General features: G+C 57.6%; 23 protein-coding genes, 1 tRNA gene and 1 pseudogene. 11 read left to right on the top strand and 14 right to left on the bottom strand.

The genetic code is table 11. The annotated features are described in order from the left end of the window. Positions 1–19 precede the first annotated feature (19 nt). Positions 20–484: a hypothetical protein gene (locus AC0JZ8_RS15325; protein WP_471892898.1), complete on the bottom strand. Its 465-nt coding sequence runs from the start codon at positions 482–484 to the stop codon at positions 20–22. Positions 485–695: 211 nt separating this feature from the next. Beyond that, complete coding sequence (locus AC0JZ8_RS15320) at positions 696–1,136, bottom strand: VOC family protein (RefSeq protein ID WP_325265860.1); 441 nt, start codon at positions 1,134–1,136, stop codon at positions 696–698. 214 nt (positions 1,137–1,350) lie between these two features. Here AC0JZ8_RS15320 and AC0JZ8_RS15315 point away from each other — a divergent pair, with 214 nt between their 5' ends. The 3 genes from AC0JZ8_RS15315 to AC0JZ8_RS15305 all read left to right on the top strand — a co-directional run bounded on the left by AC0JZ8_RS15315 (position 1,351) and on the right by AC0JZ8_RS15305 (position 2,615). Beyond that, the gene (locus tag AC0JZ8_RS15315) at positions 1,351–1,929 is read left to right on the top strand and encodes a cold-shock protein (RefSeq protein ID WP_062457423.1); all 579 of its coding nucleotides are present in this window, start codon (positions 1,351–1,353) and stop codon (positions 1,927–1,929) included. 8 nt (positions 1,930–1,937) lie between these two features. Next, entirely contained in the window at positions 1,938–2,423 is a 486-nt protein-coding gene (locus AC0JZ8_RS15310; protein ID WP_062457420.1) for a DUF192 domain-containing protein, read from the top strand. A 115-nt stretch (positions 2,424–2,538) separates the two neighbouring features. Then, a tRNA-Pro gene (locus tag AC0JZ8_RS15305) sits at positions 2,539–2,615 on the top strand. Between the two features lie 153 nt (positions 2,616–2,768). Here the strand turns inward: AC0JZ8_RS15305 and AC0JZ8_RS15300 are convergent. Beyond that, on the bottom strand, positions 2,769–3,023 hold the full coding sequence (locus AC0JZ8_RS15300; protein ID WP_471892897.1) for a hypothetical protein: 255 nt from the start codon (positions 3,021–3,023) through the stop codon (positions 2,769–2,771). Positions 3,024–3,171: 148 nt separating this feature from the next. Between AC0JZ8_RS15300 and AC0JZ8_RS15295 the strand changes: the two genes are divergently transcribed. Both AC0JZ8_RS15295 and AC0JZ8_RS15290 read left to right on the top strand, forming a co-directional pair. Further along, positions 3,172–3,537: a GIY-YIG nuclease family protein gene (locus AC0JZ8_RS15295; RefSeq protein ID WP_471892896.1), complete on the top strand. Its 366-nt coding sequence runs from the start codon at positions 3,172–3,174 to the stop codon at positions 3,535–3,537. 381 nt (positions 3,538–3,918) lie between these two features. Continuing rightward, positions 3,919–4,881: an FRG domain-containing protein gene (locus AC0JZ8_RS15290; protein WP_471892895.1), complete on the top strand. Its 963-nt coding sequence runs from the start codon at positions 3,919–3,921 to the stop codon at positions 4,879–4,881. A gap of 6 nt (positions 4,882–4,887) precedes the next feature. Here AC0JZ8_RS15290 and AC0JZ8_RS15285 read toward each other — a convergent pair whose 3' ends face one another. Together AC0JZ8_RS15285 and AC0JZ8_RS15280 are read right to left on the bottom strand one after the other, a co-directional pair. Next, complete coding sequence (locus AC0JZ8_RS15285) at positions 4,888–6,063, bottom strand: hypothetical protein (protein ID WP_471892894.1); 1,176 nt, start codon at positions 6,061–6,063, stop codon at positions 4,888–4,890. 354 nt (positions 6,064–6,417) lie between these two features. After that, positions 6,418–6,657, bottom strand: coding sequence for a hypothetical protein (locus AC0JZ8_RS15280; protein WP_471892893.1), 240 nt, complete (start codon positions 6,655–6,657; stop codon positions 6,418–6,420). Positions 6,658–6,800: 143 nt separating this feature from the next. Here AC0JZ8_RS15280 and AC0JZ8_RS15275 point away from each other — a divergent pair, with 143 nt between their 5' ends. Beyond that, a complete protein-coding gene (locus tag AC0JZ8_RS15275; protein WP_471892892.1) occupies positions 6,801–7,100 on the top strand; it encodes a hypothetical protein in 300 nt (99 codons plus the stop codon). Between the two features lie 164 nt (positions 7,101–7,264). On the opposite strand, the gene AC0JZ8_RS15270 is transcribed toward AC0JZ8_RS15275, so the two are convergent. Next, positions 7,265–7,837, bottom strand: coding sequence for a hypothetical protein (locus AC0JZ8_RS15270; protein ID WP_471892891.1), 573 nt, complete (start codon positions 7,835–7,837; stop codon positions 7,265–7,267). 150 nt (positions 7,838–7,987) lie between these two features. On the opposite strand from AC0JZ8_RS15270, the gene AC0JZ8_RS15265 reads away from it, so the two are divergent. Together AC0JZ8_RS15265 and AC0JZ8_RS15260 are read left to right on the top strand one after the other, a co-directional pair. Beyond that, entirely contained in the window at positions 7,988–8,566 is a 579-nt protein-coding gene (locus tag AC0JZ8_RS15265) for a hypothetical protein (RefSeq protein ID WP_471892890.1), read from the top strand. Positions 8,567–8,577: 11 nt separating this feature from the next. After that, the gene (locus tag AC0JZ8_RS15260) at positions 8,578–8,994 is read left to right on the top strand and encodes a hypothetical protein (protein ID WP_471892889.1); all 417 of its coding nucleotides are present in this window, start codon (positions 8,578–8,580) and stop codon (positions 8,992–8,994) included. Between the two features lie 67 nt (positions 8,995–9,061). Here the strand turns inward: AC0JZ8_RS15260 and AC0JZ8_RS15255 are convergent, their stop codons facing one another. The 5 genes from AC0JZ8_RS15255 to AC0JZ8_RS15235 form a co-directional block, all read right to left on the bottom strand. Continuing rightward, positions 9,062–9,298 carry a hypothetical protein gene (locus tag AC0JZ8_RS15255; RefSeq protein WP_471892888.1) on the bottom strand — a complete coding sequence of 79 codons (237 nt, stop codon included), beginning with the start codon at positions 9,296–9,298 and terminating at the stop codon, positions 9,062–9,064. Continuing rightward, positions 9,295–9,675: a hypothetical protein gene (locus AC0JZ8_RS15250; protein ID WP_471892887.1), complete on the bottom strand. Its 381-nt coding sequence runs from the start codon at positions 9,673–9,675 to the stop codon at positions 9,295–9,297. The genes AC0JZ8_RS15255 and AC0JZ8_RS15250 overlap by 4 nt, the downstream gene beginning before the upstream one ends. Positions 9,676–9,921: 246 nt before the next feature. Further along, positions 9,922–10,377: an N-acetylmuramoyl-L-alanine amidase gene (locus tag AC0JZ8_RS15245; RefSeq protein WP_471892886.1), complete on the bottom strand. Its 456-nt coding sequence runs from the start codon at positions 10,375–10,377 to the stop codon at positions 9,922–9,924. 122 nt (positions 10,378–10,499) lie between these two features. Next, positions 10,500–10,967 carry a hypothetical protein gene (locus AC0JZ8_RS15240; protein WP_471892885.1) on the bottom strand — a complete coding sequence of 156 codons (468 nt, stop codon included), beginning with the start codon at positions 10,965–10,967 and terminating at the stop codon, positions 10,500–10,502. Between the two features lie 195 nt (positions 10,968–11,162). Continuing rightward, positions 11,163–11,423: a hypothetical protein gene (locus AC0JZ8_RS15235; RefSeq protein WP_471892884.1), complete on the bottom strand. Its 261-nt coding sequence runs from the start codon at positions 11,421–11,423 to the stop codon at positions 11,163–11,165. A 588-nt stretch (positions 11,424–12,011) separates the two neighbouring features. On the opposite strand from AC0JZ8_RS15235, the gene AC0JZ8_RS15230 reads away from it, so the two are divergent. Further along, a complete protein-coding gene (locus AC0JZ8_RS15230; protein ID WP_471892883.1) occupies positions 12,012–12,704 on the top strand; it encodes a MerR family transcriptional regulator in 693 nt (230 codons plus the stop codon). Between the two features lie 178 nt (positions 12,705–12,882). Here the strand turns inward: AC0JZ8_RS15230 and AC0JZ8_RS15225 are convergent, their stop codons facing one another. The 3 genes and pseudogenes from AC0JZ8_RS15225 to AC0JZ8_RS15215 form a co-directional block, all read right to left on the bottom strand. Next, positions 12,883–16,974: a tetratricopeptide repeat protein gene (locus tag AC0JZ8_RS15225; RefSeq protein ID WP_471892882.1), complete on the bottom strand. Its 4,092-nt coding sequence runs from the start codon at positions 16,972–16,974 to the stop codon at positions 12,883–12,885. 285 nt (positions 16,975–17,259) lie between these two features. Continuing rightward, a pseudogene (locus AC0JZ8_RS15220) lies at positions 17,260–17,484 on the bottom strand (DUF6998 domain-containing protein); the annotation flags it as partial. Next, complete coding sequence (locus tag AC0JZ8_RS15215) at positions 17,376–17,984, bottom strand: hypothetical protein (protein WP_471892881.1); 609 nt, start codon at positions 17,982–17,984, stop codon at positions 17,376–17,378. The pseudogene AC0JZ8_RS15220 and the gene AC0JZ8_RS15215, both read right to left, overlap by 109 nt. A 589-nt stretch (positions 17,985–18,573) precedes the next feature. On the opposite strand from AC0JZ8_RS15215, the gene AC0JZ8_RS15210 reads away from it, so the two are divergent. Both AC0JZ8_RS15210 and AC0JZ8_RS15205 read left to right on the top strand, forming a co-directional pair. Further along, entirely contained in the window at positions 18,574–20,082 is a 1,509-nt protein-coding gene (locus AC0JZ8_RS15210; RefSeq protein ID WP_471892880.1) for a hypothetical protein, read from the top strand. After that, on the top strand, positions 20,066–20,281 hold the full coding sequence (locus tag AC0JZ8_RS15205; RefSeq protein ID WP_471892879.1) for a hypothetical protein: 216 nt from the start codon (positions 20,066–20,068) through the stop codon (positions 20,279–20,281). Before AC0JZ8_RS15210 ends, AC0JZ8_RS15205 begins: the two co-directional genes overlap by 17 nt. Positions 20,282–20,304: the final 23 nt, after the last annotated feature.

The raw sequence follows: 20,304 nt of genomic DNA, 5'->3' as shown, positions 1-20,304 counted from the left end.
TTTTGCGCGCGGCTGACGGTTAGAGCTGTGCCTGTAGTGCCGGGTCCGGCAGCGGCTGGCGCGGCGTAAAGACGCTGCCATACGCTGCATTGATGCCACCAGCCGGAGCGACGACGGCTGTCTGACCGTCAGGGGCAGCAGCAGGTGCTGTCGTTGCCGATGGGAATGGCGACGCGTTGGACGAAAAGATGCTGTAGCTGCTCGCGCGCACGCCAGTCGGTTGCGTGACGAGCCCGGCGATGGAGTTCGACGGCTGCTCCGGCGCCGGAGGGAAGGCGCCGGGGGCGGCGTTGGCGCCCGGCGCAGCAGACGCTGCAGCTGGCGCGGATTTGGCCTGGTGCGCCTGTGTGGAGACGAGAGGATCGACATAAAGGCTGGCGCCGCTCGTGCCGCCCTTGGCAAGCGGTTTTGCCGCGCCATCCGGTTGCTCCGCGGCCACCGCCTCTGCGGAAACAGGATCGGCGTCGGCGACCTTGCGGGTCATCGAGCAACTGCTCATCATTAAAGCCGCTATCGCCACTGCGAGGAGCGGAAAACTCGGCCTTGAGATCGATCTTGCTGGCGAAACCGGCACGTGATGCCCTTCATGTGCGTCGCGGACACTCTGTCGCGAATCATGGAGATGAGCATCACGTGTCCTGTTTCGCTCGGCAAGAGAGGGGAATTGGCCTTGGTCAGGCCGACGCAAGCCTCAATTACCAGCTGCCGGTATTCGGCATCGATGCCCACGGCTCGGCGACCGGCAGGTTGTCGCCCTTCTGCAGGATCTCGAAGGAAATGCCGTCCGGCGAAAGCACGAAGGCCATCCGACCTTCGCGAGGCGGACGGTTGATCACGATGCCATTGTCCTGCATGTGCTGGCAGAACGCATAGACGTCGTCGACCTCATAGGCGAGGTGGCCGAAATTGCGTCCGCCCGTGTAATCCTCGCTGTCCCAGTTGTAGGTAAGCTCGATGCACGGCGCCATATTTTCCTTAGCCTGCGAAACGTCGTCGCGTGCAGCCAGAAAGACCAGCGTGAAGCGGCCCTTGTCATTTTCGATGCGGCGGATCTCCTCCAAACCCATCAATGTCTTGTAGAAATGGAGAGACGCGTCGAGATCCTTGACCCGAACCATTGTGTGTAGATAGCGCATGTGTCGCAAGCTCCGCGATGTCGTTGGCAAACTGTCGAGCGGATATGGTGCATTGCAGGAGGTCAGCAAGCCTGGGGCAAGCCGTCAGCCGTAGAAAGATGCTGATAAAGTCCAGACGGGGACTTGCACTGGAGGGTTAACGGGATGTTAATCTAGGCGCGAAGAATCACTTCCACCGTCATGTCGTAACGCGTAATCGAGGGGCCGATAGGATATGGCAGACAGGATATCGTTGAAAGGCGTAGCCGAATACGAGGAATTCGCGGGCGATCCGGTCGAGCTCATCGAAATTACGGGTGTGGTCAAGTGGTTCGATGTTGCGAAGGGGTTCGGCTTCATTGTGCCCGACAACGGTATGCAGGATGTGCTTCTGCATGTGACCTGCCTGAGGCGCGATGGATACCAGACCATCCTTGAAGGAACCCGTATCGTCGCGATGATCCAGAAGCGCGACCGCGGCTATCAGGCCTTCCGCATTCTTTCCATGGATCAGTCGACCGCAGTTCATCCCTCGCAGTTGCCGCCGGTTCGCACCCATGTTCAGGTCACGCCAACGAGCGGCCTCGAACGGGCATTGGTGAAATGGTTCAACCGCACCAAGGGCTTTGGATTCCTGAGCCGCGGTGAGGGGACCGAAGATATTTTTGTCCACATGGAAACGCTGCGCCGCTACGGACTGACAGAGCTCCGTCCCGGCCAGACCGTGCTGGTCCGGTTCGGACCTGGCGACAAGGGCTTGATGGCAGCCGAAATTCATCCCGACAATCCCAACCCTGTAAGCCGGTCACATTGATGTTGAGAATGCAGTCATTCGGGCGGATCACGCCCTTTGCAAAAGGCGCCCTTGCGGCGCTTTTTCTGTTTGTCGCCTACGCTGCCGCAGCCCAGCAGGTCATCTTTCCAAAAGATGAGCTGTCGATCCGCACGGCAGCGGGCAAGACCCATGCCTTTGTGATCGAGCTGGCTCTGACGGACCAGCAGCGCTCGCAGGGCCTGATGTACCGCAAGGAAATGCCTGACGATCACGGCATGCTGTTCGACTTCGGCGAGACACGCCGTGTTTCCATGTGGATGGAAAACACCATCCTGCCGCTCGATATGCTGTTCATCGAAGGCGATGGGACGGTCTCTCATATCCGCGAAAATGCGGTTCCTTACTCTCGTGACGTGATCGATTCGCGGGGACCGGTAAAATTTGTCCTCGAACTGAATGCCGGTCGGACGAAAGCGCTCGGAATCAAGGTTGGTGACAAGGTGGTTTCCAAACGGATCGGCAACGCAGGATAGGTTTTTGGCCGCTTTCCCACAGTTAGTTCGCTAGACAGTTCGAACAATTGGGAAAATCCACTTTTTGCAGTTGCGGGCTGGTAGCGAACCGTGTATCTCGCATTCTTGTAAGGAACGGAGTGTAGCGCAGTCTGGTAGCGCATCTGGTTTGGGACCAGAGGGTCGGGAGTTCGAATCTCTCCACTCCGACCACTCAACCCCCTGAAAGGGTTGACAAAAATCGGTAGACCCAATATTCTTTCCAAAATCACCGCCAACACAACCGCCAACAAATTGGTTTACGCCAACATTTGAAAGTTGGCGGCGCGGACACGAAAAAGCCCTGCGAAGAGGGCTGTCACCTAATTATTTGGTCTCGGTTCTTACATGTTTCGGGTTTATCCCGATCCATCTTGGGTAATGTTTCTTATCCAGTTCCTCGATATCGCGACGCACCTTCTCGAGCGCATTTAGAAGCGTCTTCCCCTCGACCGCTTCGCGTGCCGTTAGATCGATGTCTCCGAGTCGTCGCTTGAGCTTGACGACCCTGACAGCCCTGCCGACCGACTTCGCGATGTCGTCGATCGCCAGACCAATATTTCTCAATTCCTTGGCTGCCATGACGTTCTCCCTGTGCGCCCGTGATCGGCGCTTGAGGGATATTTTGCCCCGGTTATCCAAGATGGAAATTTGGCCGACGAGAAACTTCGTGCGGCCCACGTCATCTCTGGTTACGGATACCGTTTGGGGCTTCTTGTGAGGGGATTCGGTGTCAGGCGAAAAGGCTTACTGGTTCACGCTTGTCGTCCTCGAAGGGATCGACCTGTCGAAGCCGGGCATCTACCAGTGGGACATCGAGGGTGTCGGCACATACATCGGACAGTCTCGGAACCTGCGGTCCAGACTGCGGGAATACGACAACAACGTTCGGAAGCAGATGCTGGGACTGCCGTACCGCAAGAGCAAGCCCGACGCGTTTCGCGCTGTTCATCGGCAGCTACACGCCGCCAAGTTGGCGGGTACCGAAATCACCGTGACGCTCCTCGAGAACTGCGCTCTCGAGGAGCTGAATGCGAGAGAGCGGTTTTGGATCGCGGCCAAGGCGACGCTGAACGGTCCCCGTACCGCTGGGTAGGTGTTGGCGGCTCGAGGGGATCGTCAAACCGCCGATCTACATCAGCGGGTAATCCCGGTTCCGAGCAGCTCGTGACTGCTTTGGCCACCTTGCTCGAGCCGCCTACGTGAACCGGAGGAACAGCTCCGATTGTCCACCCTCAGGTGGAGGGCAGAAGCCCGCCGCGACCGCAGTCGCAATTGCCGAATGGCACCGTGGTGGTTTCCAGTCACGGCCTCCCGATCAGAACACGGGCGCACTAGCTTATACTAACGGATTCCATTCAGCCTTGTGGACTGTGCCGGACATCTGCGCACGAGGAAACAGCCGACGGAAATCACTTGCTGATCTGTTTGGTTGCGACGAATGGTAATGCAATCAAGATAGAGATTCGGGGGGGGCATGGCGCGCGACGAGGTAATGGCAGAAGTATTCGCAAAACATGCTGTCCGCTCACGACAAAGACCGAAACCAGCCATCGAGATCGTCTCTGTTGCACAGTTCGTCGAAAAAATAATGGAGACTAAAGTTGGCGGCGGCGAACCCGCAGTTTTCAGGGGGCAGAAAAATTACGGATGGAGCGGTCTGGCTCCGATCTTCCGACCAGGCGAAAAGCTCGTCGAGCACGAACACAAAATGGTGCGTGAACTGATTTCAGTACATCCCCAAGAATTTCAGCAAGATGGCACCATGTTTGACCGTCTGGTGCGGATGCAGCACTACGGTCTACCAACACGACTTCTCGACGTCACATTGAACCCGTTGGTGGCCTTGTTCTTCGCCTCGCAGGACTATTCAAAAGAAGACGAAGAGGACGGACAAATCACCAGAACGCCAATGGACGGGAAGGTGATTTTATACAAGGTTCCTGAGGATCGCTCGAAATACTACGACAGCGATACAGTTTCCTGCCTCGCCAATCTGGCAAATCTGCATGTGCGCGATAAGCGTGCGCTCCAAAACGTAGGAAGGTCCGAGGATATCGGGGAGTACAACACGCAAGACGAGATAAAGCGATTGCTCCATTTCATCCGTATTGAGCGACCACACTTCGATCCTCTGATCCAGCCTGTAAGCCTTTATCGCCCGGTTTTCGTTCGTCCCAAAAACAACAACCGACGGATCATCGCGCAAGCGGGCGCTTTCATCATCTATGGTTTGGAGGCAAACACGTCAGGTGGCAAGCCTTATCCGACCACGATCACTCAGTCGTTCATGCGGGTAAAAGCGGAAAGGAAAACGGAGATACGTGAACAGCTCGCTCGGCTCGGAATCGATGCAAGTGTACTGTTCCCTGAACTCGACAAGGCCGCCGATATCATCTCCCTAAGATACCGTAACCGAGACGACCTACTCGATATATGAGGCGCGTCACGAACCAGCCTTACGTATGGCGTTCCTGATGGCTTCACGGAGACTTCGCGCTGCTTGAGCCTCATCAAGTATCCGCGGCCACTGAGGCGGGTTGTCGAACCCCGTTCCCCAGTCACTATCGATCAGCTCGTCCAGCACCCCGCAGGACGCGATCTCATCGGAGGACAGCTTATAGAGGCCAGCGTCGACAAGCTTCAGCTTGATGACCAGCGGAAACACGAAGGCCGCTATGACCATGTGTTTCTCGGGCTCGAAGTTCGAACTGAACTCGGGCTTCGGGCCGCGATGCGCTTGCGACGAGCGAGCCTCATATAGCTCCTTCATCCACTTCCGACGCAACGGCCATGTTAGTTGTTCCGCTTGCCATTTGGTGTTGTTGTCGCACTTGATCCAGGAGGACGCGGATATCAGACGATGCGGAAACCGTTGGAATAGGTCGGCTAGACTTTCAGCCAATCCGACAGAGCCTGATTTCTTCGGTTCGAGTAAGCGCTCAAACGCCATAGCGGACAGCATGATGCAGGTATGGTCGTCCAGTTCCGGAGCTTCGCTGTGACCTAGCAGGAACATGTCGAGCGCCGTCTCGATTGCGGCAAATAGATCGGGCGCTTTCTTTTCGGCCTTGATGACCGCCTGGATGAGACGGGTATTCACACCGTCGCATCGGGTGCCTTCGATCTGATATGGCTGCTGGAATACGGTATCGGTCACCTTGCGTCCGCCGACCCTCAGGCTGCCGCCTCTACGGGAAAAGAGCATCGAGAAGTAGGGAGACCCAGCGAGCGCGACGTGGTTCACGGGACGGAACATCGTCGAGTTCATGTGACCGTGGAATATGTGACTGCCGAGGAACCTCTGCTCGCTCGTCGCCCCAAGCGCCAGTAGCTTGGCGGCCCCGGCGGCGAACGGCCATCGGTCGTCTGGCATATCCCAAACGAGTGCACCTCGGGGCCTGATGATCACCGTACATGACTCGATCGGCTTGCCCGCCTGATCGACGTGTGTCCTGATCGTTGCCGCGACAGCCTCGGCCATCACCCCGCCGACGACAGCTTCGATCTCGGCGAGTTTGACCGGGACGAATCGGAAAGCGCCGACGTTGACCGCGATAGGCAGCGTGATCCAGGGCAGGAACGCGATCCTGCCACCTTCCGACTTAACCAGTGTTCGCAAATCGTTCAGCGGTTAACCTTTCCTGGTGTCGGAACGCGAAGCTACCATGGTTGACTCTCGGGCAGAACGAGAACTAAACATGAACAAATGAAATACCGCAAGGGCATCGATCTCCAGAAGGGCCCCGGCTCACCGACATACCTTGGCGAGCTGGAAGATGTCGCGAGCGATCTCAGAGGAATGATGGATTGGGAATGCGTTGGCGGCCGCTGCCCCCAGTGTGAACGAGAGGCCTGGATTGATCGCTGGGATACACAGCGTGGGCGTTCGTCAATAATTCTCTCCGAGGTCGCCAAGCGCCTGCGGTGCTTGGCCTGCGGCAATACTAGCGGAAACAGGATCATCCTTGGAAGGCTACCCCGCGACTAGCCACCACAAGCGCACGACGACGGCCGCAGCCACGACGATGACTTCTGCGTAGACCGTCACGTACGACGGCATTGATCGCTCGCGGTCTCGTTGGTTGCGCTGGAGCTGCTCGTACCCGAGAGCACCGTCCTCCATTTCGCCCGTCTTCCGAGCCTCATTGTCCCACCACGCCTGAGGATTGGCGTAGGACTCGCGGATTGCGGTAATGAATCTGGGATGTCGCATCGCGTGCATCCTTTCAGGGATAAAGCCCAGCACCTAAGACGGGCTCCGTTAACGATCCGATCGCTATCAGCGGAATGTCGACTTGCCGGAGTTCGGCGAGCCCGGCATACCTGTCCGCCGAAACAGAACGATGGAGCAGGACGATGAGCGCACCAGCACACCAGGCCGCGATGGCGAATTTGGGCGGCATGATGGTCATTGGCGCAGGTGCTGTCAGCCTTGCGACGGGTATCCTCGACGCGATCGACGCGGCCAACGACGAACGCCGCGAACGCGCTTACTACGACAGCTTGGGTGCCGCTCGCGCTCATGCATCTGAAATGGAAGCCATGGCGTTGACGGCCGTCCGCATGATCGCCGACATGGAAGCGGAGGTCGCTCAGCTCCGTGAAGCCTGCGCCCAGAGCGCGGAAGTCATCGACGTTCTGATGAGCCGCGAATGACTGTCTCGGATCGCGACTGGCAACTCCTGCGTCGGGAATACGGCGATCTTGCTTACGAGCATCCGGAGCGGCATGCCGAGATGCTCCGACTCATTCGACGGCCGCGCCTCGTCGTTGACAATACCACCAAAAAGTAAGGCCGCCTTCGAGGGCGGCCTTTTCAGTTATGGCTTGCGGATCGCGAAAGGCTCGTACTCGTGCGCTCTTTCCAGCCTGGCTTTCACTTTCCACATGATGCGCTCGTGTTCGGTCATACTAGCGAGCGGCTTCGGAAGTGGTTGGGGCTTCGCCTTCGCGAGCGAAGGAACCCCGTATATGTCATGTACCCGGCCGTCGATGAACTTCCTGATCTTCGAGACCCCGGATGTCGCCAGCGCCCTCAGGGCCGTATCGTCCATCGTGCGCAGCGCGACGAGGACGTCGCGGTCGAGGGTCTTCGGGAGGACGAACCTGGCGCGGTCCTCGTCGTGGGTGTTGCAGTATTGAATGACGCTGTCGATACCGTCGCGATCAAGGGTGTGAACAGCCGCCGAACGCTTTCTGGCCTCCACGAGTTCATCGAGAATGTCCGCCTTCTTGATCTCAGGCTCATAAGGTGCGGGCATGGGCTGACCGCCCGCGCCGAGCAGTTCGAACGGAAACCTGACGATCCCCCTGGCGAGTTGGAACGTCCAGGTTCCAACGCTTCCGATCGCCGATATCGCGGCGGCTATAGCGGCTCCAATTTTTGCCAACATTTGATAACTCCCTTTGTTGCTTCAGAGATACTGTATGTATAGGCAGAAAGTAACAAGTAAGTTCGCAAATATTACTGTCTATTAAATTGTATGTCCCCTTGTATACACACAATATTTAGGCGGCCATAGTGAGCGCGAGGGAGATATTCAATGAAAGACAAGTATCGGGCATCGGCCGTATTCCATGAACTCTATGAAGCCATGCGGCTCCAGGGCGACTTCCAAGGCGATATGCCGGGTACCGTGGCATATCAGGTCGGGAAATCCCGCCAGACAATCCGGCAATATGCATGCGAACCCGACAGCAAGTCGTTCCGCGTGCCGCCGATTTCCGTCCTGGACGCGATGAGGGAGCGTATCATGTACGAAGACGTTTTCCGTCCGTCGGTACTTCGCAACCTCACGCTCGAGAGCGGCTACAAGGTCGCCCGGGTCACGCTCGCAGACTACGAGTCGGCGCTGGACCTTTCGGACTCCTTGGTCGGCTTCCCGGTCACAGCGCAGGTCGACACGGTCATTCCAGTTCTTTCCGACGACGCGCGCCTCCGCCACCAGTGGCGGCAGGTCTATTTCTCGGGAACAGTACGCCGCGCTGACCTCGCTATCCTGGCAGGGGTCGATCTTTACGATGTCGCCTGGGTCGGCCGCGAACATGCAAAGTTTGGCATTCAGCCGTCGGCGGAAATGGTTGCCAAGGCCATGGCGCTGGAAGCCTTGTCCGGCCGTTAAGGGAGCGCGGCATGAACAAGTCCAATTCGTTCATTGCCGCCAAGCTTGCTGAGAAGAAGGAAGAGACGGTCACCGTCACTCCGAAGTCTCCCGTCAAGAGGACGCGGCCCGCGCCGTACGAGAGCCGTGTCGTCATCCTGAGAAAGCGTGCGGATGGCACGGTAGAGGAGAAGAACGCCGCGCCCGCGTTTCTGAGGCAGGATCGCAAGTCTCTGGTCGAAAGGGTGATTCTCCCGACGGACTACTACTGGCGGGTTCGCCTGATCCTCTCGCCCGACGGGCGGAACTGGAGAAAGAGACGGGAGCCTGATGGCTCCCGTTTTCGTCGACAAAAAAAGACCGGGGAAGGGACACCCCAGTCTCTGAGCCTTAGCAGCAATGTCGGACCAAAGGTACCTGGGGAGGCTTGCCCCGGTCCGCTAAGATGATGATGTTGGTAATCCTTGCTGATATCAAGCGCCGCCGGCGCGGTTCATTTCTCGTCTACGAGCCGTTTCACTGCGGCCAGTTTAACGCTGCAGTCTTCCCCGGCTCGGCGAGGCGGACAAGGTATCGGGCGACATCTCGCTGGGTCACCCAGACCGATCCGGCCACGGGTTCGGGGGAACACGTCAGCAGGGATTTCGTGACTTCGACACGACGTTCCCTGACTTCGACGACGGGGACGGTCTTCGTGGTCGTGCATGCCGACAGGCAGGGGACGGCGATCACGGATAGGATCGAGGTCTTCATTTCGCACCTCCGAATCGGGACTTTCGCAGGGCTTCCATGAGCGGGGCGACAGCACCGTCCTCGGCCGCCGTGGCGGTGTCTATGGCGCTCTCGGCGAGGCGCGAGGTCTTCGTGTTAGGGTCGATGCCGGACTGGACGAACTCCAATGCGTCGATGGCTGCACGACGGTCCGCGTCGGCTCTGGCGACCGCCTCGGCGTTGCGGTTAGCGATGCCAGAGACGTTCAGGACCTGCTCCTGAGCCAGTGCCTTCGCGGCCTGAGCTTCAATCAAGTCTCCGAGCAGTGACGTGTAGTGCCAGTAGGACAGGCCGACGATAGCGGTGACACCTACCACGGCGCCGACTTTCAGGAATGTTCCGAGACCGATATCAGTCATGCGGCTTTCCTTTCCCGCGAAGATCGAACAATCCGCTTTCGATAAATGCCAGGAGGTCTTTGTGGCCGACGTACATGTAGAGAAGTACCATCGCGACGGAGACGGACCCCACGACCGTCAGGTGCTCCGGGAGGGACTGGTAGCTGACAGTGATTCCGAAGAACGCGAGGGCGTAGATGCCTGCGAGGCACCAGCCCGTGAGAAGCTTGCTAGCCCGACGGCTTGAGATCGGTCATACGGACCTCCTCAGCAGATCGGCGTATTCAGGGATCGCGTCGAAGGAAGGGCAAGCTTGATCCACTCGCGCTGAGTGATCTTGCCGTTGCGGTCCAGGTCAGGCGAAAAGTCGCGGTGGCCCTGAATGACGCGGATGCCGGGATATTGTTTCACGAGATCGCCGAGAAGCTTGGGCAGCGCGGCCTTCTGGGCTGGCGTTCGGGTGTCCTTCGGGGTCTTGCCATCGGCGGCCACACCGCCGAAATATGAGACACCGATCGACGTGGCGTTGTGACCTGCGACGTGGGCGCCCGCCTTCTCGACAGGGCGGCCGAGGGACACACGGCCGTCGAGATGTACGAGGTAATGGTATCCGATGTCACTCCAGCCCAGCGCCTTGTGCCAACCGCGAACGGTTTCGGCCGTGTAATCCTTGCCCTCGGGTGTCGCCGTGCAATGCACGGCTATGGTGTCGATCTGGCGCATGCCTGGGTACTTCTTGGAATACCCGCATCGTCAGCTCTGGGTGGCGCGTGAGACCCGGCTGAACGAGAAAAGGCGGCCCTGGGGACCGCCTTTTTGGTTAGTGACATTAAGTCAGTAATGGATCATGCCGCGCGGAGGACGATCTCGCCGTCCAGGTAGGCCCAGCGCGTCTGAGACAGTGCCTCTTCGGCCTGTGTCTTCACATCATCGTACTCGGTGGCAACGTCCAGAACCTCGTCGAGGGCTTCCTGAACCTGGCTCTGGAACTCGTCGCCGCGGGCTCGAGTGGCGACGGTTTCGAGCTTGTCGAGAGCCTTCTCCCACTTTGCCGTCTGGTCCGTAACGAGGATGAAACGTCCCGAAGGTCTCCAGTTGCCGTCGTCCTCGTCCTCGATCCGGAAGCCGAGGTTCCTGTCGTAGGCGGCGTTCGAGCCGACTTCCTTCCACGTGTATGTCCGCTCTTCGTCGATCTTGATGACCGCGTTCTCGATCGCGTTATCGACGCTGAAACCGTCCGCTTCGATGATCCAGTCTTCCTTGCAATCGCCCGCAAGGTTGATGATGCGGATGTTTTTGAGTGTGTCTACCATTTTACTTTTCCTTTCACATGCCCTTGATGGGTTTTGCTGTGTCTGTAACGTGAGTATTGCCAACGGCGCCGCCGTATACAATGGGATATACACGGATATATGCAATCTATATTGAATACTATTATGAGATTTAATCTGCATTGCATAAAGAAGGAGAAATAGGCGGTACCGAGAACCGCCCTTTTCGAAATATGTTCACATGGACGACAGTGCTTCCAAGCGCCGGATTGCCCGGTCTAGTCCATCCTGGAAATCCGCTCCGATCTGCTCGTATGCGGCCAGCAACGCGTCGTCGGCTTCGGGCGAATGCTCGTCGTCCTCGTCGTCCGCGGTCTCGGCTTCAGCTTCTTCGTCGTGGAGACAATCGAGATCGGACGACACTTCGACGCAGAGAGCGCGGATGTCCTTTAGCGAGTCGGTGGCGGCGGCGATTGCAGCTAGGCGTTCTGGGGTCATGCAAGAGGTCCTTTTGCGTTGATGACACTCCCCACGTAATCCGAAAAAACCCGATTCCAAGCGATTGCCCCCAGGAACCGAAAATTATTATGTGTCTGAATTGTTTTGTGAATTTTCATTGTCTTATAAGGCAATAAAAATTCACATGTTCGGATGGCCTGGGGACGTCCGGCTCCTATGCTCTCCATTTGCCCCCAACGATGGGGATCAACTGCATGCTCCCGTCGGGATGCTCGATGCCGAACGAATGCCCCCAGGTGTTAGGCCGCGAGCGTACGGCGGTTCGTCAATGATGTTTCCGAGGCGCACGAGCTGGCGGTGGTTTTCGACACCGTGATTGTCTGCGCGGCGAAATCTAACCCAGACCTTTGCGATTGGTGTTGGAGCCGCGGGCACCGCTGGAACCCTGATCGCCGTGACAGTGATAGAAGTACCTGAAAAGGCACAGAGGGATATCGAGGCTCGACATCCGGAATTCGGCGTCGGACCTGGCGGTCTTCAGGGCATATTCCAATATGTTGAATGCCTTGTCGCCGCGTTCCATGGCTTCGACCTGACGCCTACGGTCTCACGCTGCACACCTACCGCATGCGGAACCAGCTCGTTCCAGGCGAGGTCGCGGTGAAATGCCTGAAGCAGGAGATCGTGGTCTGCGAGAAGCGGGATGACGTTCCGGGCTTCAAACGGCTGATGGTCCAGACAGACGCGAAGCGGAAACGCCAGTCGTTCACCCGTTCCGACGACACGATGACCATGGGCGAGGCCAAAGCTCTCCTGAACATGACCTACGAGACGACATTCATCCTCGTTAAGGAAGGCCATATGGGCGAGGTGGATCGTAGTCCACGCCAGGTCCTGATCTCGAGGAAGGCGGTCGAGGACTTCGCGGCCGGTCATGCCAAGGCACCGGATTTCGGTCACGGCATGGGCATCTCGGGACACGCTGTGACGTGGAAGATGCAGCGCGAAGGCGTGCAGCCTGTCGTCAAGTTCGCCAATGGCGGCAAGCACGTCGACACGGTTTTCCGCCGGGCCGATGTCATGCGGGTCTATGGACTGAAAGCGGACCAGACGGTCCTCGAGGATGCCAGAGTCGACCGTTTCTGGCAAATCATCGTTCCCGAGGTGGCGAAGACCTGCCCATACCTGATCTTTCCGCCGAAGCTTCCGCCGTCAGGCCAGCGTCTGGAACTCCAATCGGGGGATGTCGGCGCATTTCGAGTTCGATCCCTGCCTCGGGGAAATCCACATCAACCTCAGCGCCAGGGGCGAGAAGCATAGGTTCTGGTTCGATCTCAAAACGGAGGACTACGTCACCGCGATAAAGGGCATGCTCGAAGTCTTCGAACGGATGGTGAAGGAGGCCACGGAGCGGCAGAACGCGAAGACGCGGGAGTGGTGGAAGAAGCGGAAGACGACGTAGATAGCAACGGCCTGTAAGGGCTCTTGCCTCGTCCGTTCAGCGGCGAGCACGCTTTCTCCGCCGTTTACGCCGTGACACATTTGGCGCGCCACCTCTTACAGGTGGCTGTGCAATCATCGGTGGCTTCGGCTTCCAGCCGATTGGAAGCGAGGCTATCGTGGGACGAAAATCCCGTTCAAGGCTCGATGTCCAGGTGTCCGCTCGGAGTGCAGAGAGCACCTGGGAAGCCACGTGGCGTTTTAGCGCTTCCCTACGAGCATAAACCTCCCACGGGTTCAGAAAGTGTCCCTTCATCCAGTGATGAAAATATTGTTGGTCGGCCGACGACATGTCTCGGAGAAGGATTTCCATAGCGACAACCCACCTTGGTCCAAGATGCCGAATGAGGCTCCTCGCCAAGATGCTCATCGCTCGTTCTCGACGAAGACGATCCTTGATGCGGTCTTCCAGGGACGCGTTGATGAACTCCCGCACCACGCCGATATGCGATTGGTAGTCCGCGCCTGCGTCACCGATATACCTAGCGATACCCTTGAGAGCTCTTAGCTCGTTGCTCGGGTCCTGTAAGACGACCTCAATCAGCGTCCTGGCGTCCACGGCGACGGTACCATGCCGCAATGCCGCAAGATCAGCGCAAACCGTAGCGTATCTTCCGGGCTCCATCACACCCGTTTCCTTGGCGTACAAAAGCACTGATTGAAGCCAAACGCCCTTCACGTTTACCGCCTGCGAGGCAAACTGGCGATATGACAGGTCTTCGGACAGTAACACGCGTTGCCCCGTGCAGAGGAAGATGGGGTCCATGACCCGCTCGCCACAAAGCTCGAGGATTGTTTCCTCAAGTGAATGTAGGAAGTTAGGCGCGATCGAAGGGACGACGGTACATGTGCGCTTGATCTTTGCGATCTGTTGCTCAACATACTGGATACGAGCATCGACAGTCGCCGCGTCCCGTTCATCTTTAAAAGTCTCACCACCGCGATGAACGAGCGACAGTGAAGATCGACTATCGAAATCGTCAAAGCCTCTGAACGTAATCAGGTCGTCAAGTGTGGACTGGGCAATGGAAACCGGTCCGAGAAGGCTCTCGATAATGTCGAAGATGTCCAGCGTTGCCGCTGTCCAGGCTGCGTATGAATCCAAGACGGTTCCGCGACGGCCGCAGTTTTCAATTACGTTGAACGCGGTCGCACGCTCGGGGTAAGTCCCGAGACAACACCTGATGTCATGATCAAGGTCTCGAATACCGAACGCGTACGCTATCGGGTTCTCGTGGAAAAGACCGGCGGCGAGTTGCATCGGTATGCCAATTTTAGTGTGGAGATCGACGGCCTTTTCGCCACGCTCGCTTAGGAGACGCACCTGCTCGAGAACCGGGCTGATGTCATCGTCTTTCATCGTTAAAGAGAACAGGCCGTTTGCCGTCGGAAATTTCGTCTGAAAGTTTTCGAGAACGTCGTGGAAGGCGTGGACGTACCGGTGTTTGATTTCCGCTACCGTCCAGGATAGGCCGTTTCCGAACGCCTGGGGAACGGAAACCAGCTCACCGACCGTTTTGCCGTGTGCTGCCTCAACGAGGGGATGGCTGCTATCCAGGTAACCCGCCGTAACATCATTCGTACCTTCTTCGAACACGAAGGCGAAGTCCTTGTCGTCTTCGCCCGAAAGTCGAACCCAAGTACCGACCTCGACCGATGTGACCTCGATCAGCGTGCCGAAGTCGTTGGACATGAACACGAGAGACGCATAGGCCAGGTTGACTTCCGCATCGTTCGGGTTTGCACGCAAAACGGGGTAGGCCAGAGCAAAAGCATCCGCAAGCCGTCCAGCCCGTCGAAGTTCGTGCGCGATGGACATCTTCTCCATCGGCGACCCTTCCAATTCCCCAATATCGTACCTCGCGAGCAAAGGTGCGATTTCGGGTTCGCGGTTTGATCGACGGAGCGTCATTGCCAGCATGCTCAGCAACTGGAAATTCGGCGAGGTCTCCAGCTCGCTCCGGAAAATAAGCTCGGCGGCGGGAAGATCACCGAGGTTGAACCGCATGATGCCCTCAAGGTAGCGGTAGCGCCGCGACATCCTGATCTCAGTGGCTAGCGCCCCGAAAAATTCTACCGCTCGCTCTTTGATCGGCCGTTCCTGGACAAGAGCAGAGGAGAGCATTCTCATTTCTTCGTTGTCTTGGTCGGTCGCGATATACCCGTACAATAGCGAGGCGGCGTCGCTCCAAAGTTCGTTTCTAAGAGCATACGAAGCTGCCATCAGCCTCCCAGAGACATGACTGTCCTCATCGATCTCCGAGAGGACATTTTTCCATGCCTTCAGGGCGAACTGAGGATGCTCCTTGCGGCCGCAGAATTGCGCGACAAGCACGCTCGCCCTTATGTCATGGTGGGCCGCGTCGACCAACGCTGCCAACGAAGGTCCGCATTCGTCGTTTGGCTTCTGATCCAGATGAGCCAGCTTGACGGCGATCTGACAAAGGAAGATTTCAGGTTCCGGGTAATTCGCATCATCTGGATCGAAGCCTGCAAGCCCCTTCCAGTCTGCGCGGGCAACCGCCGACTGTATCGTCAGAAGGTTTTTAATGGGGCCGTTGGCAACCTTAGGCAGGATTTCGAGACTGATCGGGTCCCCGGCCTCCATCGCGGTAACCGCCGCGCGCAGGATGAAGTCGTCGTCCAGGTTGTCGAGTGTCAAAGCGTGTCTGACAGTGCCCATCGCAGACCGGAAATCCCCCAGCGCACGGTACGCGAGGATCAAGTTGCCACACAAGGCGATGTCGCCTTCATCGAAATTTCCTTCGGCCTCCTTTTCGGATTCCCAAAGGTCGGCGAGATTCCTCGCAGCGTCTTCAAGCCGCCCCCTATCCGCGAGCGTGAGCGCCGCATGGCTCAGAATGCCGCTATCGTCGACTATTTCTTCAAGGGTGGCTTCGGCTGCCAATTGGCGTGCGCGAGGTTCGTCGGCAAACTGTCGGGCTAATCCCCACGCGGTCGCACGCCATGTCTTATCTCGCCTTGCACGTTGGTAAATCGCAAGCGCGATCTGAACGCCAGCGGTTTCGATGTCCTTCTCGGGAACGAGTGTTAGGGGGTCGTCTTGGAAATCAGTATAGCGGGCTGCTTGGATGACATGCGATGATAGCATCGGGTCGGCCACGGGCGATTGGAGGTTTATCTTTCCCATTTCGAGGACCGTCTCGAAGTCTTCCTGAAGAAGAAGCGCGAGCGCACGATTGGAAATCGCTTTCGGCTCCGTCGGCGCATGCTCGTACGCCTCCAGCAACCACTTAACCCCTTCAGCTGGTTCGTTTAGGTTCAGGTGACACGCACCGATGTTTGCCTTGATCCTGAAAAGTATTCTGCCGCTGGCCTTCTCGCGAACTCGATCAAGCAAGCGCGTGAAGTTCGCCAGGGCCGCGGTCCAGTGACCATCCGATCCGCCATCTCGATAACCGTCGATCTCGGCATCGAGATGTTCCTCTACCGCGAGTGCTAGCTCAGTCGTCGAGTCCCCAACGCCGTGAGAAGCGACCAGTGAGCGAATATCTTCCGTCGCTTGCGCCAGCAAGTCTCTGGTTTCCGTGCTCACATTCCTGACTTCCGTGACAATCAGGGCGGTGGCGCTCACATCCGCGCGCAGACCCCGCCCGAAAAGACCGTAGCTGTCGTCGAACGCAAGCATTGTGTCTTCATGTCTGCCTACCTCGTCGCAAATGGAGTTCCATCCCCAAATCACAAACTGGATTTGGTTGTCCTTTTCGGCCTCCTCGATGCTCATTTCCATCGCGAGCCTCTGCAGCTTCGTGTCGGTGGGTGAAGTCGTGAGGATGTGAAACTCTACGAGTTTAGGTCTAAATTTGAGGGCTTCCTTGAACTCCTTTTTGACTTCGGTGACAGTCAGTTCGGCGTGACCGCTCTTGAGCTTACACTGGACGCCTACGCCCTTTCGAACATCCCCATCTTTGATGCCACGGATGTCTACGCCGTTCTGTCGCTGGCCGTTCCTGCCAAACCTTTGTAGGTTCCTGTCTCCAAGCCTGTGCTCCCACCAGACCGCACACTTGCGCTCGAAGTCTTGGAAGTTATCGGGCTTGTCGATCTGGGTACGGGTCGTCGCGCTCATGTCGTCCTTCGAAATACCACTCCTGACGCACTTCGGTGGCAACGGCTTGATTGTGCCCGAAGAAATATAGTTGTGCCAACCGGAGTTCCTTCTATGTTCCGGATGTCCACAACTGGATTGTGCAATCGACTAGGATTTCGCGTGGCAAGAAATGCCATGGCCCAAGGCAACAGCGCAGATGAAAGAAATAGAGGCCGCGGTATGTCGATGAAGTTGGCCCCCGATCACGTAAGAAGGTGGGTCGGCAGTTAAGCTCGAACGCTAAATTCGCCCGCGGTTATTATTTTAGCGGCCACCAGTTCGATACAATCGATGCTCCTCGCGCACCTTATCATCCGCCAGCCTCATTTGCGCCATCGATACTGTTCTCTGCCCGACCCAAACTTTCGGCAACAGATTGATCACGGGTTCCTCTGGACCATTGTAGACGACTTCGCTTTCGAGGCTTCCGAGATCGAACACGAGTGCCATTTGCGTTCGCGCAGTCGCTCCAGCTCCGGCACCGCGCCGACCATGGCGGGGTACTTGGTGTCCATCAGCCTGTACAGGATCGCGGCCTGCGTTTGTCGGCGTGGAACTAGGAAGGCGGACGGTTGCACGTCATCTAGGTCCATGAATTCGGAAAGCCCGATCTCAACCATCCAGTCGGCAAGTTCGGACGCGCGCTTTGACGTCCCCATGTCCTGATCCCTGAAGACAGCGACTTTGCGTCGGCCTTCCGCAAGCCGGGCTTCCTCACGCCGCCTCTTGTAGTCGGCGAGTTTTGCGACCCTGGCTTTCAAGGCGGCACTCTGCAGGACCTCCCGCGGCGCAAGGTCCAAGACTACCTCGTCAAGGCTGTCGAGTGCATGCGCCCAGTAACCCGAGACGTCGATCTCCAGGCCATCCACGTCCATGCCCACCAGCTTTTCCATTTTCTCCGGTGGGCAACCGTGGGTGTTCTTGATCTCGAGGAAAAGCCGGCGGCCGTCAGGTGTCACGGCGATGATGTCCGGGACAAGCTCTCCCACGGCGATCTCGAGGTGTATGTCCGTGAGATCGATGGAGCGGCGGGGTCACGACAATGCGTTTGCGTCGAGGTCGGCTACCCAGGTCTCTGGCAGGGTGATCCGGCTGTGGCGGGCAATGATCTACTTGCCGAGGATGTGGAGCGCGGTCTCGCCCGCCGTGGCGCATTTCGCCGTGACCTCGTCGGGCTGGTGCGCGAAATGATGACGATTCTGGTCGCCCGTTCTTGGCGACCAGAGCGCGCCCGCATCCGTAGCAGACGGAATCGTAACGGAGGCCGTTCGCAACCTGTGAAATGTGCCGCCGTGATCCGTCAACGGCATCTTTGGCTACGAGGACAGTGCCGTCATCGCAGGCAGTCAGGTCGGCGAGAATTATGCTCTTTGCCATCAGCGCCTTGAACCACGTCTAGGGAGGGAAGCTAGCCCGGAATTCGCATCGCCGGAAGACATACGCTAGCGGTGATGTTCACCAGCTCACACATAAACGGTTCACCTCGGACGTCGCCGGTTGAATTCCTGGGCACACTGGTTGAAGGTCGGGTATTGTCCGCTTGTCCCACAGTAGATCGCTATGCATAGGTTGTGATTGATGTCGAAACGTCCGCTTCTTTCTAAGTCGATCGTCGAACTCGAGGCGATGTACGAAGCCAGTGGCACAGACAAAAAAACAGCTGACCTTCTTAGCGCGGAGTTGAACCACCGAACTACGCAGAAGGCTGCGGCACTCAAGCAGCGCATCGCCAGCGACCAAGGCAAAAACAACTCGCCCATACCGAAAGCAAAGACGACACCGACGGAAACGCCGAGGTCGTCGCCGCCATCTAAGCGCCTGGAGCCTACACCAGTAAGGGCCGCATCGCCGACCAGGCCCGTTGCGTCGCGCCCAATCGAGATGCCGCCAATCACGAACAGAGCTACCGATATTCTCAGCGCCTGGACGGCTCTGGAGGTGCTTTCCCCACAGGGCTTCAAAAAGGAAAAGGACATTGTCGGCAGAGACACTTCCGCACTGGCAATGTTCGAGAAGACCAAACTGCCATGGGAGATCAGCGAAACCTCCCGTCCGGGAAAGCGCCTGTATTTCGAACTCTACCTCGGCACCATCGCCATGGCCCCGGCCGTCAAAGAACTGTTGAAGGTGTACTCAGACCCCAGACCTGAGATGCCGACGATCAAAGGCTTCAGCCCGATAGCCAGCGTGATACTGGACAAGGAAGGAAGGCCTCTCGAGGAAGACGAAAGCGCCTGCATATCCAGTTTTGCGTGGGGCGTGCCAGTGGCGCTGAGGGGCGATCTTAGGAAGCTTGCGGACTGGCCACGGCAACAGCAGCCTCTAACGAAGGCCTTCAGGGAAAAGCTGATATCGCGCGATCGAGACAATGAAATTGAACCCCTTACCAAGGGCCATATTCAGAACCTCTACGCCTGGCTCGTCCAGGCTCTTGATCTTGGGACACAGGAAACCAAGGCGCCATATTTTGCCGTCAAACGCTTCGAGTGGATGTTCAGCAAAGTACCGCCTGAGCCGAGCATCATGAACTCCTTCTACCTAGAGGATTTGGAGGTCGCGCGATCTCTTGCCGCTAGAGACGCGATGCCGAAAAGTCTCTCCTATTACCTCGGTACCCGTTCGCCGAGGACCCGTACAGACTTGTTAGAAGATGTCGTCGGCCTACAGGACTTGCTCCAGCCGAAGCTGACACCTGTCGGTCGCTGGCCAGGCAACGGCCGTCATCCATTGGCTTTGCTTCAGCAGGCCGCGGTCAACGCGACAGGACATGATGCCGACGGAAGACAGCAGCCGATAGTCGGCCCGCTATTCAACCAGTCTACTTTGTGCTTTCTTTCCCCGATCGATGGGGGAAAACATGGATATTGGACTAATTTTCAGAACGTCCGCCCCGCTGGACCGCAAGCACTACCTTGTCGGCAATGCGATCATATGGGGGATTGGGTTTGGGTTCGGCTTCATAGCCCGCGATACGGGGCTGATGGAGACGCAGAAATGGCCGTTAGCCGTCATCATCATTTGGGCCGTCATAGCCGCCGTCTACAGCTTGCTTTTCCGACTTCGGCGGATCGTGGACATAGGCTTTAAGAACTGGAACAGCGCGGGCTTTGCCCTGATCATCTATGCCGCGATCGCATACTTCACCGCGAAGACCTTTGGCCTCTACCCGCAGATTGCCGTTACAGGTGCATTCGAGCTTGCCTTGCTCCTACTGCCTACGGGCTGGAACATCATGAAACAGGACGGCCCGCGCCGTTATAAAGCGCGTGATCCGTTCCAGAGTTAAAGGCTCCATGCCGTCCGTCTACC

This window comes from Velazquezella soli (assembly GCF_977018685.1).
This window is presented reverse-complemented; position numbering and strand designations above follow the sequence as displayed.

Excerpts from the sequence above, each read along its gene's own strand:
- AC0JZ8_RS15325 (WP_471892898.1), bottom strand. The coding sequence starts at position 484 with ATGACCCGCAAGGTCGCCGACGCCGATCCTGTTTCCGCAGAGGCGGTG.
- AC0JZ8_RS15320 (WP_325265860.1), bottom strand. The coding sequence starts at position 1,136 with ATGCGCTATCTACACACAATGGTTCGGGTCAAGGATCTCGACGCGTCT.
- AC0JZ8_RS15315 (WP_062457423.1), top strand. The coding sequence starts at position 1,351 with ATGGCAGACAGGATATCGTTGAAAGGCGTAGCCGAATACGAGGAATTC.
- AC0JZ8_RS15310 (WP_062457420.1), top strand. The coding sequence starts at position 1,938 with ATGCAGTCATTCGGGCGGATCACGCCCTTTGCAAAAGGCGCCCTTGCG.
- AC0JZ8_RS15300 (WP_471892897.1), bottom strand. The coding sequence starts at position 3,023 with ATGGCAGCCAAGGAATTGAGAAATATTGGTCTGGCGATCGACGACATC.
- AC0JZ8_RS15290 (WP_471892895.1), top strand. The coding sequence starts at position 3,919 with ATGGCGCGCGACGAGGTAATGGCAGAAGTATTCGCAAAACATGCTGTC.
- AC0JZ8_RS15280 (WP_471892893.1), bottom strand. The coding sequence starts at position 6,657 with ATGCGACATCCCAGATTCATTACCGCAATCCGCGAGTCCTACGCCAAT.
- AC0JZ8_RS15275 (WP_471892892.1), top strand. The coding sequence starts at position 6,801 with ATGAGCGCACCAGCACACCAGGCCGCGATGGCGAATTTGGGCGGCATG.
- AC0JZ8_RS15270 (WP_471892891.1), bottom strand. The coding sequence starts at position 7,837 with ATGTTGGCAAAAATTGGAGCCGCTATAGCCGCCGCGATATCGGCGATC.
- AC0JZ8_RS15265 (WP_471892890.1), top strand. The coding sequence starts at position 7,988 with ATGAAAGACAAGTATCGGGCATCGGCCGTATTCCATGAACTCTATGAA.
- AC0JZ8_RS15260 (WP_471892889.1), top strand. The coding sequence starts at position 8,578 with ATGAACAAGTCCAATTCGTTCATTGCCGCCAAGCTTGCTGAGAAGAAG.
- AC0JZ8_RS15255 (WP_471892888.1), bottom strand. The coding sequence starts at position 9,298 with ATGAAGACCTCGATCCTATCCGTGATCGCCGTCCCCTGCCTGTCGGCA.
- AC0JZ8_RS15250 (WP_471892887.1), bottom strand. The coding sequence starts at position 9,675 with ATGACTGATATCGGTCTCGGAACATTCCTGAAAGTCGGCGCCGTGGTA.
- AC0JZ8_RS15245 (WP_471892886.1), bottom strand. The coding sequence starts at position 10,377 with ATGCGCCAGATCGACACCATAGCCGTGCATTGCACGGCGACACCCGAG.
- AC0JZ8_RS15240 (WP_471892885.1), bottom strand. The coding sequence starts at position 10,967 with ATGGTAGACACACTCAAAAACATCCGCATCATCAACCTTGCGGGCGAT.
- AC0JZ8_RS15235 (WP_471892884.1), bottom strand. The coding sequence starts at position 11,423 with ATGACCCCAGAACGCCTAGCTGCAATCGCCGCCGCCACCGACTCGCTA.
- AC0JZ8_RS15230 (WP_471892883.1), top strand. The coding sequence starts at position 12,012 with ATGCGGAACCAGCTCGTTCCAGGCGAGGTCGCGGTGAAATGCCTGAAG.
- AC0JZ8_RS15225 (WP_471892882.1), bottom strand. The coding sequence starts at position 16,974 with ATGAGCGCGACGACCCGTACCCAGATCGACAAGCCCGATAACTTCCAA.
- AC0JZ8_RS15210 (WP_471892880.1), top strand. The coding sequence starts at position 18,574 with ATGTCGAAACGTCCGCTTCTTTCTAAGTCGATCGTCGAACTCGAGGCG.